Raw genomic sequence first — 15,073 nt, forward strand, 5'->3', positions numbered from 1 at the left:
CGATGGTAGTGTGGGGTCTCCCCATGCGAGAGTAGGTCATCGTCAGGCACTTATACCGCAAAGAACCCAGCCAACCGGCTGGGTTTTTTGTTGCGCGCTCGATAAGCGTGCCATTATTCAGGCCCCGGGTACGCTGTGCTCGGGGCTTTTTGCTGTGTGCACGAAGGGGGAGTGAAAAACCATAAGCGGGGAAGGGCGAATAGCATTTTCATGCATTTATTATTCACCCATCCCGTTCATTTCTAAGATACGGGCACTGGCCACCTTCCTATCCGCATAAGTGGCTCTTTTGATCGACGTTAGCGGTGGTACTGCTTCTCGCGTTCGGGTTGCCAGAGAATCGCGTCTACTCGCAGGCGAGCATTTTGCTGATTGGGCAGCGGCCAGTCGATGGTGTCGCCCACTTTGAGCCCTAATAGGCTGGCTCCAATGGGGGCCATGATCGAAATAGCGTCTTTCGTCGTGCTGAGAGAGTGCGGGTACACCAGTGTACGCACCATCTGCTGGTTACGCGTTAGGTCAGTGAACTGAATCTGGCTGTTCATACTGACGACGTTGTCGGGAATGTCTTCAGGATCCACTACTTCTCCGCGACTAAGCTCGTCTTGTAAAAGCTCAGCCACCATTTGATCCTTGTCGGTGGCGTTATCGATCAAGCGCTGCAGACGATCTGCGTCGAGACGATTAATCAAGAGGGGAGGACGCTGCCCCATGATGCTCTCCTTGGCAAACGCGGCCGAACGACACGGCGTGCGTTGTTAGTCAAATGGTACTGTCTGGCATAAAAAAAGCCCCACCAAGAAGGAAGGACTCAAGATACTGTTTGGATAGTGTACGACACTTCTAATGAAAAGACGACGCGCTTAGAGCGAGGCGCGCAAAGTGCTATGATGCAGGCCGCCGAGCGAGCAAGTGATAAATATCGCATTTATGGATTGCAAATGATTTTGAGGTGAAAGGTGAGCGATACGGTACCCACGTCATGGCTTGTTTACTGCCGACCAGGGTTTGAAAACGATGCGTTAGCAGAGATGCAGCATCATGCACAGCAACTTGACGTGCCCTGTGAGTCGGTGCGAGGTGAAGGTTGGGTAAGTGTCACGCGCCAAGACGGAGAGGCCATTAACGATTTACATCGTCGGGCCGCCTTCCATCGACTCATCTTCGCCAGACAGAGCTTAGCGGCGCTACCTGCGTTAGCATTGTCGCGTGATGATAGGCTAACGGCTATCTTGGAGCAAATCAAAGCAAGCCGTTGGAGTTTTGAAGACATTTGGCATGAAACGCCGGATACGAATGAGGGAAAAGCGTTAGCGGGTTTGATCAAGGCGTTGACCAAGCCATTGCAAAGCATGCTGAAAAAGCGAGGAGCGCTTCGCAAAAAAGCGGGTGGCCGACGTTTACACATATTTTGGACCGATGGTGACCGTGTCCAGCTAGGGATGAGTTTTCCTGATAATCGCAGCGAGCTCATCAACGGAATTCGTCGGTTGCGTTTTCCTTCACGCGCGCCCAGCCGCTCGACGTTGAAGTTGGAGGAAGCTTGGCACGAATTCATACCCAGAGACGAGTGGGATGAGCGTTTGGCCGCGCACATGCAAGCGGCAGATCTTGGGGCAGCGCCGGGCGGCTGGACATGGCAGTTAGTGCAGCGTGGTATGTATGTCTATGCCATCGATAATGGCCCCATGAATAAGCAGCTCATGGACACTGGGCAAATCGATCATCTACGTGAGGATGGTTTTGCGTGGGAGCCGCCCCAGCGATTGGATTGGCTGGTGTGTGACATTGTCGATAAGCCAGTACGCGTATTGGCCATGGTTGAGCGCTGGTTAACGCGCAAATGGTGTAGGGAGGCGATTTTCAACCTCAAACTGCCGATGAAAAAGCGTTGGGATGAAGTGACACGCTGTCTGGCGGCACTGGAAGAAACATTGGCGGCGTCTGGGGTCCACGCCACGATTCGATGCCGCCACCTCTATCACGATCGCGAAGAAGTGACGGTACACGTCAGATTAGCGCATTAGTATGGCAACTGCTGTGTCCTAGTAGCCCGGCTCGTAGATGCGGATGGTTTCATCTTCCGTGAGCAACGGTAAAATACGCTGCATGGCCATGGCGCGCTCTTCGCTCCCGTGCCACTCTTTCCAGGCGCGCAGGTCGCGCCATTTGGTGATCATCAAACGGCGGTCGGTGTGGCCAAGCTCTACCAAGGTTTCACCACCAACGAAGCCCCGGACACCCAGAGAGACACGCATGGCCTCGCGTGCGGCCTGTTCATATTCGTCTTCTAAACCGGGCATAATGCGTCGTTCAATGATGATTTTTATCATAGGTCCGTTTCCTAACCGAGAGAGTCGATGACTGATACTACGGATGATTCCACCGCGTTCGATACGGCATTAGATACCACAGGGCTTTATTGCCCAGAGCCCATTATGTTGATGCATAACAAAGTGCGAGATATGGCGTCGGGCCAAATCTTGAAAGTCGTGGCGACCGATCCTGCCACCACTCGTGATGTGCCAAAGTTCTGCCAATTTCTTGGCCACGAACTGTTACATAAGGAGAGTGAGGGCGATCAATACGTCTACTTTATCCGCTTAGCATGACCCTGTGGAGAGAGACAAGGCGTTTACCGACTAAAGAGTAAACGCCTTGCATAGAGGATTATGGATGGTCACTACTGGGTACGACCATCATGGCAAGTGCCTCTAGTGTGGCTGGGTCCTCGTCCAAAATGCGGTTGGCAATGTGGCGCTGGAAGAAGTAGACGGTTTGATGCTGGGAGTGGGCATCGTAAAGGCATTCATCCCCCAGTAAGATCGGTGTCATAGTGGCCTTTTGCTCATCTGCCAAGACCGCCTCGACGCTGCCATTGCTATAAAGGCGCCATCCATACACCGGCTTCATGTGCCAAGGAGCGCTAGGGTGATTCATGCAGAGCGCATGAGTGCCTAACGTGTCGGGAAGCTGCTGAATCAGTGTGACGTCGCCAGATGATTCATACTCGAAGTAACCGGCTGCCGCGATCAGCTCATCGTATTTGTGGTCAGGCGGAGTGTCGAAGATTTCGTCTGTCTCTGGGTCACGATAACCAACGAAAACACCACTCTCATGACTATCTAGCTCATGACAAGCAACGAGTGACTCCATCCAAGGAACGAGGCCAACGACACTACCATCTTCTCTCAGCCCCCAAGCAAGAATCGGCAGGCCGTAGTAGGTGTCGGGACTCGCAGCGAGCTGGTAGACCATCTCTAATCCATCTAGCTCTGGGGCTAAACGCACTAAATACTTTCGCGCCTGATGACGCTGACGCACGGTTTCCAGGTCGATGACCTGGGCAGAGCGAGTTGACAGGGGTGCGCCCATGGTGTCCCTCCTTGTACTGCGTGGCCACGACGTTGGCAAGCAGCGATCACCGCCTGCCGCTACCTTCACCAATAGCACAGCTTGACCGTCAGGTTAAGCGTAAACATGATTTTTAATCAGGTGTACAAGTAGTGTGTGCGCTCTTTAACGCGGTATGTTCTTTCCAGGTCGATTGAAATTGCGACCACGGTGCCTCTGGATTATCCAGTGAGAGCCAGTCGCGTTGGTAAGTAGCAACAGCATCGGGAGGTGTGATTGGGTGGGCATCGATCAATTGATTGACGCTAACGAGCCATTGCTGTGAGTGAGTGGCCATCGTCTCGATCCAAACGGGTGTGTCCACGGTGAGACAGGCTTCTTCGTCAGAGGTCTGCGTGAGCAGTTGATTAGCTTCACGGAGTCGCTGTTCCGCGAGGAGGAGCGCGCGCAGAACCTCTGCCGTAAGCGGTCGTTCCTGTAATGTCTTAAGGTGATTCTCAAGTCGTGAAGAGTCTTGCTCCCATCGATGGCTGAACTGCTCATTGACCATTTGACGAAGATAAGTGAGGGCAGCTAGCTGCTCGCTAATGTCGTCCGTCCCCCCTGGGGGTAGTGGGCTGCTAGCCCTGGAAAAGCTTTTTTCCCACTCGTCGGAATCGAAGATGGCGTTCCAGCTCACAGCGGGTAGCTGCTCGGTTTTTAGATCGGTTAGCTGCGCCAAGCGTGCTTTGTCGTCATCGCCTAGAGTGTTGGGGATATCGCTATTCCAGCAAGCGTCCAAGCGTTGCCATAGAGAGCGTTCATAAAGCCAGTGCTGGCTGGGAGGGGCGACACGGCCCAACTGATTATTGCGGGCAGCAATCAAGGACGTAATTTGGCACTCACGCAGCGCGTAGATGTTGAGCATGCCGTCGCGGGTTTCTGGCACGTCGATCAAGCGCTGCTGACGCTCAGGGAAAGCACCTATGTTACGCGGCTCTGATCGCGTTGGCAGTGGTGTATCGAGCGCCGCTGCCAACTGCTGGTGGTATTGCTCCCAGGCGTGCTCAGCGCTGTCGTCACTACACCCAACAAGTAAAAAAACCGTAGCGACCGGCCTCCAGAGGGTGCGGAATGGTTTGGGCATACATCACTCCTGTCGACTGATCCTTTTTAAACGCCAAGCCAATAAACAGGCAGCTGTGCTGAGGCCCGCAATCAACCCAATCCAGTAGCCGTGTACACCCAACGGGTCAGACACACTCCCCAGGCCGTAGGTTCCTAGCCAGTGCCCGCCTCCCAAACCAACGATCCAGTAAGAGAGCACGGTAATTACCATCACGATCCGCGTATCTTTGTAGCCTCTGAGTGCGCCAGCCAAGTTGACTTGTAAGGAGTCAGAAAGCTGAAAAATCACCGCCAGTGAAATGATGGTAAGCGCTAACGCTTGAATATCTGCATTCGAGGTATAAAGCGATATCACCCAGGGCGCAGTGAACCACAATAGCGTGCTATTGATGGCAGCAACAATGACGCTGATGACGATACCATTCCAAGCCACTTGGCGCGCCATAGTCAAGCGCTGTTGGCCAAGCGTGTTACCTACGCGAACGGTCAGTGCCATGCTCAACGACATCGGTAACATGAACAGAATGGTCGTATAGCTGAGCGCGATTTGGTGCGCGCCAACGGTCACTTCACCGAAGCTGGCAATGAATAACGCGATCAGCGTGAACAGCGTGACTTCGACGAAAATAGCCACCCCGATCGGCACCCCTACGACGACGAGCTCGCGAATGCCCGCTAAACGAGGTGGCGTCAGCTGCTGCCATAATGACACGCTGCGATAGGTGTTGCCGCGGCGAGTGTAAAGCGCCATAGCGATGGCCATGGTCCACATGGATATGGCGGTGGCAATGCCACAGCCAAAAGCACCCAGTGCCGGGAGCTGCTGCCAACTGACGGGTGCGAGATCGCCAAACAGAATCGACAAACCCTCGCCGCCGTAGATGAGTAAATAGTTACAGGGGACATTGACGGCCAAACCGATCAAGCTGATCCACAGGGCGGGGCGGGTGTGGTTCATGCCATCCGAAAAGGCGCGTAGTGCTTGGAAGAGAGCAATGCCCGGCATGCCAAACGCCACAGCGCTAAGGTAGGCAGCGGACTCCTTTGCAACGCTCGACGGCACGTCCATGCGTTCGAAAATAGGCGCCACGGCGACCCATAGCAAGATTGCGGAGAGTAGGCCCAATGCCAACGCTACCCACAAAGCTTGATGCACGGCTGGGCGAATGGCGTCGTGGCGCTGGCCACCCAGCAAGTGTGCCACGATGGGCGTCAAGCCCATGAGGGTGCCGGTCATGAAGAGCATCAGCGGCATCCATAAGCTCGACCCGACAGAGACCGCCGCCAAGTCGGTGGCGTTGTGCCTGCCCGTCATCATGACATCCACTACGCTCATGCCCGCTTGAGCCAGCTGTGCACCACAAATCGGCAGTGCCAATGTGACCAGCGTGCATGTTTCTGGCCAGTAGATGGATTTGATATCGCTAGTAAAGCCGCCCAAAGTATGGCTCCTGTTTAGCAAAGAGACCTAAGAAAAGTCGATAGAGTAGCAGGAGTCGCTGTGCTTTGCCGTCTCCTCTTTAGCCTTGTGGAGGGGCAGGGGTATACTGCGCGAAATGCATCACGAAAGTATCAACATGGTCACACACGAAAAAGAGCGTTGGACGCTCGACGATATCAGGGCGCTGTTCGATGGTGTGTTTTTAGAGCAGTTTCAAACGCGTCTCGTCAAAGGGGGCGATGAGCCGCTTTATCGTCCCGCAAGTGCCGAATTTCCGTATCATCAAGTTATTTTTGCTCGTGGTTATTTTGCCAGCGCGCTTCATGAAATTAGCCATTGGTGTATCGCAGGGGAAAAGCGGCGGCAGCTCGAAGACTATGGCTACTGGTATCTACCGGATGGTCGGAATGCCGAACAGCAGCAGGCCTTCGAGCGAGCAGAAATTGCGCCACAGGCCCTCGAACGACTGTTCGCTCATGCCTGTGGGCGCACGTTCCACGTCAGCGTTGACAACTTAGGGGGGGAGGTCGAGGTAGACCGAGACGCCTTCGCCGCAAAGGTTGCTGCAAGAGCGCAGACCTATTTATATGAGGGGTTACCGCTGCGCGCCAACGCTTTTCATACAGCGTTGGAGCACTATTACCAGAAACACGCCTCTCTCGATGACGCCATTGACAAGGGAAGAGCGCAGCTAGCGGCATGTGCCGCGGTTTAATCCTGTATGTTTAACTGGCGGTGGAGGGTCAGCATCACTTCTATTTCGTGCTCAGGGCGCATCGGTTCCAGGCCAAGATCGTTGAAGGCTTCGCTACGTAGGCGATGCCACTCTCCGGCATCCAACCGGTCGTAGAGCACCTTGGCCGGTGCAAGTTCAACGAAAGGATCCAGACCATAAGTATCGAAAAGCCTGGCGAGCGCGGCTTCGTCTTCGCCGTTATCGCTGGTATAGAGAGTCGCTGAGAAGTGGTCGTTCTCCAGCTCGCGAATCACGTCCAGCGGGCTGACCCCTAAACTCTCCAACTCTTCGATACTGTACGCGCCCATGACGTTGCTGTCTTCGTCGATCCAGCTATCGTCAGGCTGAATCAGCGTTTGTTTGATACGTCCATCGGGCAGCGACCAGGCAATGGAGAGCGGCAGGCCATGGTCTTCGCCTGTTTCGATGGCAATGAAGCCAGGATAGTCAGCCACGCAGTTGCTCCTTTTAAGCATCAGCATTCAATACGGAAAAAACGTCGGGCGGTCTGCGTCGAAGCAGCCCCCAGCTCGGTGTCGCTTACCTCATGCCAACGGGCGATCTCTTGCACGATCCATGGCAGCAAAGCCGGTTCGTGTCGGCGTCCCTTCAATTTAGCAGGCAAATTCCGGGGCAGTAGGTAAGGGCAGTCGGTTTCCACCATCAGTCGGTCCAACGGAATGTCGCGCACCACTTCGCGTAGATGATGCCCTCGGCGCTCGTCGCAAATCCAGCCGGTGAGGCCGATGTGTAGGTCTAGGTCCAGATAGCCATGCAGGGTCGCTCGATCCGCCGTAAAGCAGTGTATCACTGCCTCACTAATGTCATCTCGCCAGTGGCGGAGGATATCCCGCATGCGCGCTCCTGCATCCCGCTCATGTAGAAACAGTGGCAGGCCGCTTTCTGCCGCCAGTGCCAGTTGGGCCTCGAAGGCATGCTCCTGCTGCGCTGGGGTGGAAAAATTGCGATTAAAATCCAACCCGCACTCTCCAACCGCCACCACTTCCGGCATGCCATAGAGCTGTCGCATCTCTTGGGCGACCGTGTCGGTCCATCCACTGGCATCATGAGGGTGAACGCCCGCCGTTGCGTGAACCCCCGGGTACTGCTGCGCCATGTGCACAGCCTGCTTAGCGTGGGCGATATCGGTGCCGGTCACGATCAGCGTCGTAACATTGGCCGCCTTGGCCCGCGCTAGCACGTCATCCAGGTCGTGCTGGAAGCTTTCGTGGGTCAAGTTCGCGCCAATGTCCACCAAGGGTGTCTCGGGGCGAAATTGCAGTGCTTCGGGTAAAAACGTATCGGCCTCAATGCTTGCCAAACTGTATTCCTCCGCCATGGGTCATTAACGCTATTGTAACGCTGGCGGCTCACAACCACTAATGCGCCTACAATCTGCACGCGGTACGAATGGCACGAATTGCAAAAAAACTGGCTTGTTAGGTAAACAGTAGCCGGGTGTTTACTTTTACTATGCAAGGGGTCCATCGAATAAATGCACAGTAAATACTCCTTCAATAACAACAATAGACAGGTATAAATCATGCAATTATCACGTCACTTCGCAATGACAGCGCTATCCGCTGCGGTGCTTACGGCCGCCTGTGCGCCCCAGGTAATGGCCAATGAAGGGATCTCGGATAACGAAATTCGTATTGGTTATCTAGCTGATATGTCGGGGGTTTACCGTGACCCCATCGGCCCCCTTGGTGAGGATGCCATTCATATGGCCATAGAAGATGTGGGGGGTAGCGTGCAGGGTGCCAATATCGTTGTGTTTAGTGCCGACGACCGAAATAGTCCCGACGTGGGCTCCAGCGTCGTGCGTGAATGGATCGACGAGCGTAACGTGGATATGGTCACAGGCTTGGTGGCGTCATCGGTCACATTGGCGGCGGTGAGCTTGTTGCAAGAGGCCGATAAGCTGGGGTTAGTGAACGGCGCGGTTTCATCTGGAGTGACCAATGAGCACTGTTCTCCCAATCATATTCATTGGGTTTATGACACCTGGGCAATGTCTAATGGTACTGCTAAAGCGATTACGCAAGAGGGCTACAAAAACTGGTACTTATTGAGCGCTGACTACTCGTTTGGTCACGCACTTGAAGCGGACGTCGAGCGTGTCGTCACTGAAAATGGCGGGACCATCGTAGGGCGCGCCCGCCACCCCTTCCCCAACAACGATTTCTCATCGTTTATGCTGCAGGCGCAAGCGTCTGGGGCGGATGTCATCGCCCTGAACAATGCCGGTGGGGACACTATCAACGCAGTGCAAACAGCAGGGGAGTTTGGGGTTACCCAAGCAGGCCAGGTGTTGGCAGGGATGGTGCTGTTTAGTACTGATATTCGCAGTATTGGACTTGAGAATGCGCAGGGTCTGCAGTTTACCAAGGCGTGGTATTACGACCTCAATGAAGAGACGCGTGACTGGGCGGAACGTTTTCGTGAGCGCACGGGCAGCATGCCGACCATGGTGCACGCCGGAATTTATTCCAGTACGCGCCACTACCTAGAAGCCATTGCCGCGGTAGGCACCGATGATACACAAACGGTTCGCCAGCAGATGGCCGATACGCCGATTAACGATATCTTTGCCACGAATGGCTATATCCGAGAAGACGGTCGCATGGTGCACGATATGTATCTTGTCGAAGTGAAAACACCGGAAGAGTCGGCCAATGAAGATGACTTGTTCCGCATCGTGCGGACTATCCCCGCAGAGGAAGCGTTCAGGCCGCTGTCTGAAAGCGTCTGCCCATTGGTAACGAGTTAATCCATCGCTGAAGCCTTTTAGACCATAACAACAAGGACTTAGCATGACGCTTGCCGACTCAATCCATCGTAATACCATTGGCGCTGCGCTTAACCGCAGCGCAGGTAAATATCCTCAGCAGCTGGCTCTTCGCTTCGCTGAGCGCTCTTGGAGCTATCACACCCTCAATGCTGCCGCTAACCAAGTGGCTAACGCCCTTTTGGAGGCAGGGCTGGTGCCAGGAGACCGCCTAGCCGTTTATGGCAAAAACTCCGACGCCTACGTGATTGCTTGGCTGGCAGCGGTTAAGGCTGGGCTGGTGCATGTTCCGGTCAATTTTGCCCTGAGTAGTGAGGAGCTTGGCTACATTTTGCAGCAGTCAGGCGCTAAGGGAGTGCTGAGTGATGCGTCGCTGGCTGACAAAGTGTGTGAGGCCACTCAATCCATCACGCTGACGGTGAATGGCACCTTGCATGCTGTAGAGCCTAGCGGCTTCGATGTATTAGCCAGCGTCGGTTCGTCCCACTCAAGTAAAGAACCTGACGTCGCGCTAGAAGGGAGTAGCCTTGCCCAGCTGCTCTACACCTCGGGCACGACCGCCGCGCCCAAGGCCGCGATGATGAGCCATCAGGCGCTAATGGCTGAATACATGGCGTGTATGGTGGAGCTGGATATCAAAGGCAATGAGGCGATGTTGGCCGCATTGCCGCTTTACCACTCAGCGCAAATGCACGTGTTTTTAATGCCTGCATTACTGCTCGGTGCCCCGGTCACTCTTTTGGAGGCGCCGCTGCCCGAAAGCTGCTTAGCGGCCATGGCTCAACACCAGATTAGCTCTTTTTTTGCGCCGCCTACGGTGTGGATAAGCCTCTTACGCCATCCGCAGTTCGGCCAGCACGACCTCTCTTGCCTGAAAAAAGCCTACTACGGTGCCTCCATTATGCCGGTGCCCGTACTCGAAGAGATGCAGCAGCGCTTTAGCGGTGTGGGGTTATACAACTGTTACGGCCAAAGCGAAATAGCGCCCTTGGCGACTGTTTTACGACCCGAAGAGCATGCCGAGCGCCCGGCATCGGCGGGTCGTCCGATTCTCACGGTAGAAACGCGTATCGTCGATTTAGAGGGAAACGATGTCGCCCCAGGGGAGCACGGTGAAATCGTGCATCGCTCGCCGCAGCTCATGGTGGGTTACTGGGATAAGCCCGAGATGACCGCTGAAGCGTTTCAAGGCGGTTGGTTTCACTCAGGGGATGTCGGTTATGTCGACGAGGCGGGATATCTATACATTGTTGATCGCATTAAAGACGTGATTAACACCGGCGGTGTGTTGGTGGCCAGCCGCGAAGTGGAAGAGGCGCTGTTCAAGCACGAGGCGATTTCTGAGGTGGCGGTGATAGGTCTGCCGGATGAAAAGTGGATCGAAGCGATTACGGCAGTGGTGGTATTAAAAGAGGGCCAGGCAGTCAGTGAAAAAACGCTGATTCACCACGTCAAAGGCATCATGGCGCCTTACAAAGTCCCTAAACGGATCGTCTTCACCGACGCACTCCCCAAAAGCACGGCGGGAAAAATTTTAAAGCGCCATCTGCGTCATGATCTCAAGGAGTCATGATGGACGAGCAGACGCACGCGCTTTTTCACACCATGATAACCCGCTGCTTAGCACAGGAAGTCGCGCCGTATTACCCACAGTGGGAAGAGGCTGGCGAGATTCCACGTTCGTTATGGCAGGCACTAGGAGCCGCTGGATTGCTTGGGATAGATCTAGAGGAGACGTACGGCGGCTCTGGAGCGGATATTGCCCTCACACAGTTGGCGCTTGAAGAGATGTCTCGCCATGGCTTTGGTGGCCTTGCCAGTGCCTACAACATTCACGCCAATATCGTGATGCCCTATGTACTGAATCTGGGGTCGCCTGAACAAAAAGAGACATGGCTGCCGCGAATGGCTCAAGGTGAGTGCTTAGGAGCGATTGCCATGAGCGAACCTCATGCAGGCAGTGACTTGGCCGCAATGAGAACGCGTGCCACCCCAACAGATCAGGGTTGGCAGCTCGATGGCAGCAAACTGTTTATCACCAACGGTCAATTAGCTGACCTGGTGATTGTCTGCGCAAAAACGGATCCTACTGCTGGCGCAAAAGGGGTCTCGCTATTTTTGGTGGACACCACATTGCCTGGTTTTTCCCGGGGTAAGCCGATCAAAAAAATAGGTCAGCATGCCAGTGATACGGCGGAGCTAGCCTTCGATCAATTACAGCTGCCTGCCAACGCGCTACTAGGTGAAGAGGGCGAAGGATTTCGCTACCTCATGCAAGAGCTGCCCCGGGAGCGCTTGGGGGTAAGCGCTCAAGCGTTGGGGGCGATAGAAGGGGCGCTGGCGCTAACGCTTGAGTACGTCACCCAGCGGAAAGCCTTTGGCCAGCGAATCGGCGATTTTCAAAATACTCGTTTTACGCTGGCGCAGATTAAAGCCCAACTGGAGATGGCAAGGGCCTATTTTGAGCAGTGTGTCGAACGGTATCGACAAGGCACCATGAGCAGTACCGATGCCGCTATTCTCAAGTTACAGCTGAGCGAGCTGCAGTGCCAGGCGATCGATCGCTGCTTGCAGCTATTTGGTGGCTACGGCTACACCCAGGAGTACCCCATTTCACGCTTTTATCTGGATGCACGGGTACAAACGATTTATGCCGGTAGTTCTGAAATCATGAAAGAAGTGATCGCGCGCTCGCTGCTGGGCAAAGCTTCTGAATAGGCGGCAAGCGTGAGCGTGTCATTTTCAACAAGGAGAAGATATGCAGCTGGATAGCGTAGTCATCGTGGGCGGTGCACGTACGGCCATCGGTGGGTTTGGCGGGGCGCTGTCATCGTTTGCCCCGCACGAGTTAGGTACCATCACGGCCATAGAGGCGCTACGCCGAGCTGGGGTAGACGGCGCCGATATTGATCACTCAGTGTACGGTCATATTATTACCACCGGCCCACAAGATGCCTACTTGGCTCGCCATGTTGCGCTCGATGCAGGCGTCCCTAAAGAAGCCGGCGCCTTTAATGTTAATCGGCTGTGCGGCTCCGGAGTCCAAGCGGTGGTGTCAGCGGCGCAGCAAATTGCCATGGGTGATAGCCGTCTTGCCTTAGCAGGCGGTGCCGAAACCATGTCCCGTGGTGCCTACGTATTGGCTCCCCAGGCGCGTCATGGCATCCGGATGGGTGACACTTCCCTTCAAGACTTGACCCTGGGAGTGCTCAGCGACCCATTTGGCAGTGGTCACATGGGGCTCACCGCTGAAAATATCGCTCAGCAGTATGGATTGAGTCGTGAGCAGTTGGATCAGTTCGCCCTCGATAGCCATCAAAAAGCAGCGCGGGCGATATCAGAAGGGCGTTTTGATACTCAAATCGTGCCAGTTGAGGTGACGAAAGGTAAGCAAACGCTGGCCTTTGCCCGTGATGAGCATGTCCGCGAGGGTGTTGAGCTCAGTGATTTAGCACGTCTAAAACCTGCGTTCAAACGCGGCGGCGTGGTCACGGCTGGCAACGCCTCGGGTATTAATGATGGCGCGGCAACGCTGGTCTTGGCTCATGCCGAAGAGGCGCAGACTCGGGGGCTCACTGTGCGTGCGCGGCTTCGAGTCGCCACCACCGCGGGTGTGGAGCCATCGCTGATGGGGTTAGGGCCGATTCCTGCGGTCAAGCGCTGCCTAACGCAGGCAGGGCTAACGATCAACGATATCGATGTGATTGAATCCAATGAAGCGTTCGCGGCCCAAGCGATGGCAGTGGCCGCGACGCTCGGCTTTCCGCTCGAAAAGCTCAATCCCAATGGTGGAGCGGTGGCGCTTGGCCACCCCGTGGGGGCGACGGGCGCCATCTTAATCTTGAAGGCGCTGCATGAGCTGGAGCGTATTCAGGGGCGCTTTGGATTGATTACGCTCTGCATTGGCGGTGGGCAAGGCATCGCGCTGTTGATCGAGCGCTAAGCCGCCCCGGTATCCAATAACAATCAAAGGTAGGTCTTATGTCGACGATAACGCCAAAACTGCTTCCTTCGACGTCCTCTGCCACCAACCCTCCCATGCTGATCAAGGATCTGCTGGAGTCCGGTGTGCGCATGGCGGGCAACAATCAGATTGTGTATCGTGATCAAACCCGTCACGACTACCGTCGGTTTCAAGAGCGTGTTCAACAGTTGGCCCACCTTTTAACCTCACAAGGCGTTCAGGCCGGTGACGTGGTGGCCGTGCTCGATTGGGACAGCCACCGCTATCTAGAGTGTTTTTTCGCCATTCCCATGATCGGTGCGGTGCTACACACAGTGAATGTCCGCTTAGCGCCTGAGCAGATCCTATACACCATGGAACACGCGGAAGATGTCTTTGTGCTGGTGCATGAAGACTTTGTGCCCCTGTTGGAACCGCTGGCCCATCAGTTGCCCAATATTCGCGGTTATCTACTCTGCCAGGAAACCACCCAGGAAGTGACCACTCCGCTCCCCCTGGTGGGAGAGTTTGAAACGCTGCTGGCTGAGCAACCCAGCCACTATGAGTTTCCCACGTTCGATGAAAATGGCGTGGCCACCCTGTTCTACACCACCGGTACCACGGGCAATCCGAAAGGGGTGTTTTTCACCCACCGTCAGCTTGTGTTGCACACGCTAGGTGAAGCCAGCACGTTCCAAGCGCCCGGCTTCGAGCTGCTGAACCGAGATAAGGTGTATATGCCGATTACGCCGATGTTTCACGTGCATGCCTGGGGCGTCCCTTACACCGCCACGCTGTTAGGGGCGACACAGGTGTATCCGGGCAAATACGAGCCCGAGATGCTGGTGAAGCTGCTGGTCAGTGAAAAGGTCGATTTTTCGCACTGTGTACCGACGCTGCTCAACATGGTGGTCAGTGCCGAGGCGATTGCGTCGAAGAAGGTCGATCTAACTGGCTGGAAGGTTCTGGTAGGCGGCAGCGCACTGACTCAGGCATTGGCAAGTCGTGCCTGGGCGTTGGGGATCGATACCCGTAGCGCCTACGGGATGTCGGAAACCTGCCCGCTGCTCACGGCCGATATATTACCGAAAGAAGTCACTGAGGCTGACTTCGAGCATCAGCTTCCGTGGCGCTGCAAAGCGGGGCTTCCGGTGCCGTTTGTCAGGCTGCAGGTGGTCGATCTCGACGGCCAACCGCTCCCCCACGATGGTAAAAGCGTGGGCGAAGTGCGTGTTCAAGCGCCTTGGCTCACCCAGGCTTACTATAAAGAAGAGCAGCGCAGTGAAGAGCTGTGGCAGGATGGCTGGCTGCATACCGGGGATGTGGGATCGCTGGACGAGCACGGCTTCCTATCGATTAGCGACCGCATTAAAGACGTCATCAAAACGGGCGGCGAATGGCTGTCATCGTTGGAGTTGGAAAGCTATATCAGCCAGTGCCCCGGGGTTGCTGAAGTAGCAGTGATTGGCGTGGCAGATGATAAATGGGGGGAGCGACCGGCTGCGCTGGTGGTGCCCAGTGATATCGAGCAACCGCCTACCGTTGAAGCGATTCAGGGCTTTATGGAGCAGTTTGTTGCGCAAGGAAAGCTGAACCGTTGGGGCGTTCCCTCGCTGATCCGTATCGTCGATGAAATTCCCAAAACCAGTGTCGGCAAGCTAGATAAAAAGCGCATCCGCACGGAGGTATAGACGCTACCAC

The 15,073-nt window shown here is 55.2% G+C and carries 15 protein-coding genes; 8 read left to right on the forward strand and 7 right to left on the reverse strand.

Annotation, left to right across the window (positions count from 1 at the left end; genetic code table 11):
* Positions 1-299: 299 nt before the first annotated feature.
* Positions 300-713, reverse strand: coding sequence for a nucleoside diphosphate kinase regulator (rnk, locus tag FHJ80_RS16425; RefSeq protein ID WP_139528414.1), 414 nt, complete (start codon positions 711-713; stop codon positions 300-302).
* 246 nt (positions 714-959) lie between these two features.
* Here rnk and rlmM point away from each other — a divergent pair, with 246 nt between their 5' ends.
* Positions 960-2,027 (forward strand): 23S rRNA (cytidine(2498)-2'-O)-methyltransferase RlmM, encoded by a 1,068-nt coding sequence (rlmM, locus tag FHJ80_RS16430; RefSeq protein WP_139528415.1) that lies wholly within the window; start codon positions 960-962, stop codon positions 2,025-2,027.
* Positions 2,028-2,045: 18 nt separating this feature from the next.
* Here rlmM and FHJ80_RS16435 read toward each other — a convergent pair whose 3' ends face one another.
* Positions 2,046-2,333 carry an antibiotic biosynthesis monooxygenase gene (locus FHJ80_RS16435; RefSeq protein ID WP_139528416.1) on the reverse strand — a complete coding sequence of 96 codons (288 nt, stop codon included), beginning with the start codon at positions 2,331-2,333 and terminating at the stop codon, positions 2,046-2,048.
* 27 nt (positions 2,334-2,360) lie between these two features.
* Between FHJ80_RS16435 and tusA the strand changes: the two genes are divergently transcribed.
* Complete coding sequence (gene tusA, locus FHJ80_RS16440; protein WP_139528417.1) at positions 2,361-2,612, forward strand: sulfurtransferase TusA; 252 nt, start codon at positions 2,361-2,363, stop codon at positions 2,610-2,612.
* 58 nt (positions 2,613-2,670) lie between these two features.
* On the opposite strand, the gene FHJ80_RS16445 is transcribed toward tusA, so the two are convergent.
* The 3 genes from FHJ80_RS16445 to FHJ80_RS16455 form a co-directional block, all read right to left on the reverse strand.
* Positions 2,671-3,375 carry a hypothetical protein gene (locus FHJ80_RS16445; RefSeq protein ID WP_139528418.1) on the reverse strand — a complete coding sequence of 235 codons (705 nt, stop codon included), beginning with the start codon at positions 3,373-3,375 and terminating at the stop codon, positions 2,671-2,673.
* A 112-nt stretch (positions 3,376-3,487) separates the two neighbouring features.
* The gene (locus tag FHJ80_RS16450) at positions 3,488-4,480 is read right to left on the reverse strand and encodes a DUF3080 family protein (protein WP_139528419.1); all 993 of its coding nucleotides are present in this window, start codon (positions 4,478-4,480) and stop codon (positions 3,488-3,490) included.
* A gap of 3 nt (positions 4,481-4,483) precedes the next feature.
* The gene (locus FHJ80_RS16455) at positions 4,484-5,902 is read right to left on the reverse strand and encodes an MATE family efflux transporter (RefSeq protein ID WP_139528420.1); all 1,419 of its coding nucleotides are present in this window, start codon (positions 5,900-5,902) and stop codon (positions 4,484-4,486) included.
* A gap of 136 nt (positions 5,903-6,038) precedes the next feature.
* Between FHJ80_RS16455 and FHJ80_RS16460 the strand changes: the two genes are divergently transcribed.
* Entirely contained in the window at positions 6,039-6,617 is a 579-nt protein-coding gene (locus FHJ80_RS16460; RefSeq protein WP_139528421.1) for an elongation factor P hydroxylase, read from the forward strand.
* Here FHJ80_RS16460 and FHJ80_RS16465 read toward each other — a convergent pair.
* The gene (locus FHJ80_RS16465) at positions 6,614-7,093 is read right to left on the reverse strand and encodes a hypothetical protein (RefSeq protein ID WP_139528422.1); all 480 of its coding nucleotides are present in this window, start codon (positions 7,091-7,093) and stop codon (positions 6,614-6,616) included. The genes FHJ80_RS16460 and FHJ80_RS16465 overlap by 4 nt on opposite strands.
* A gap of 20 nt (positions 7,094-7,113) precedes the next feature.
* Positions 7,114-7,959, reverse strand: coding sequence for a TatD family hydrolase (locus tag FHJ80_RS16470; protein WP_239286072.1), 846 nt, complete (start codon positions 7,957-7,959; stop codon positions 7,114-7,116).
* A 222-nt stretch (positions 7,960-8,181) separates the two neighbouring features.
* Here FHJ80_RS16470 and FHJ80_RS16475 point away from each other — a divergent pair, with 222 nt between their 5' ends.
* Genes FHJ80_RS16475 through FHJ80_RS16495 form a run of 5 tightly spaced genes read left to right on the forward strand, consistent with a single transcriptional unit; the run spans position 8,182 to position 15,063 of the window.
* Entirely contained in the window at positions 8,182-9,411 is a 1,230-nt protein-coding gene (locus FHJ80_RS16475) for an ABC transporter substrate-binding protein (RefSeq protein WP_218013991.1), read from the forward strand.
* Between the two features lie 43 nt (positions 9,412-9,454).
* A complete protein-coding gene (locus tag FHJ80_RS16480; RefSeq protein ID WP_139528424.1) occupies positions 9,455-11,002 on the forward strand; it encodes a fatty acyl-CoA synthetase in 1,548 nt (515 codons plus the stop codon).
* The gene (locus tag FHJ80_RS16485; RefSeq protein WP_139528425.1) at positions 11,002-12,147 is read left to right on the forward strand and encodes an acyl-CoA dehydrogenase family protein; all 1,146 of its coding nucleotides are present in this window, start codon (positions 11,002-11,004) and stop codon (positions 12,145-12,147) included. Before FHJ80_RS16480 ends, FHJ80_RS16485 begins: the two co-directional genes overlap by 1 nt.
* A gap of 40 nt (positions 12,148-12,187) precedes the next feature.
* Positions 12,188-13,372, forward strand: coding sequence for a beta-ketothiolase BktB (bktB, locus tag FHJ80_RS16490; protein ID WP_139528426.1), 1,185 nt, complete (start codon positions 12,188-12,190; stop codon positions 13,370-13,372).
* 38 nt (positions 13,373-13,410) lie between these two features.
* Complete coding sequence (locus FHJ80_RS16495) at positions 13,411-15,063, forward strand: fatty acid--CoA ligase (RefSeq protein ID WP_139528427.1); 1,653 nt, start codon at positions 13,411-13,413, stop codon at positions 15,061-15,063.
* The last annotated feature ends 10 nt before the right edge of the window (positions 15,064-15,073 follow it).

This window comes from Halomonas sp. BL6 (genome assembly GCF_006228115.1).
In the GTDB taxonomy this organism is placed as follows: domain Bacteria; phylum Pseudomonadota; class Gammaproteobacteria; order Pseudomonadales; family Halomonadaceae; genus Vreelandella; species Vreelandella piezotolerans.

What these genes read in the sequence shown, in the direction of transcription:
- FHJ80_RS16445 (WP_139528418.1), bottom strand. Translation starts at nt 3,375, where the DNA reads ATGGGCGCACCCCTGTCAACTCGCTCTGCCCAGGTCATCGACCTGGAA.
- FHJ80_RS16475 (WP_218013991.1), top strand. Translation starts at nt 8,182, where the DNA reads ATGCAATTATCACGTCACTTCGCAATGACAGCGCTATCCGCTGCGGTG.
- FHJ80_RS16495 (WP_139528427.1), top strand. Translation starts at nt 13,411, where the DNA reads ATGTCGACGATAACGCCAAAACTGCTTCCTTCGACGTCCTCTGCCACC.
- rnk (WP_139528414.1), bottom strand. Translation starts at nt 713, where the DNA reads ATGGGGCAGCGTCCTCCCCTCTTGATTAATCGTCTCGACGCAGATCGT.
- FHJ80_RS16460 (WP_139528421.1), top strand. Translation starts at nt 6,039, where the DNA reads ATGGTCACACACGAAAAAGAGCGTTGGACGCTCGACGATATCAGGGCG.
- tusA (WP_139528417.1), top strand. Translation starts at nt 2,361, where the DNA reads ATGACTGATACTACGGATGATTCCACCGCGTTCGATACGGCATTAGAT.
- FHJ80_RS16485 (WP_139528425.1), top strand. Translation starts at nt 11,002, where the DNA reads ATGGACGAGCAGACGCACGCGCTTTTTCACACCATGATAACCCGCTGC.
- FHJ80_RS16450 (WP_139528419.1), bottom strand. Translation starts at nt 4,480, where the DNA reads ATGCCCAAACCATTCCGCACCCTCTGGAGGCCGGTCGCTACGGTTTTT.
- bktB (WP_139528426.1), top strand. Translation starts at nt 12,188, where the DNA reads ATGCAGCTGGATAGCGTAGTCATCGTGGGCGGTGCACGTACGGCCATC.
- FHJ80_RS16435 (WP_139528416.1), bottom strand. Translation starts at nt 2,333, where the DNA reads ATGATAAAAATCATCATTGAACGACGCATTATGCCCGGTTTAGAAGAC.
- FHJ80_RS16480 (WP_139528424.1), top strand. Translation starts at nt 9,455, where the DNA reads ATGACGCTTGCCGACTCAATCCATCGTAATACCATTGGCGCTGCGCTT.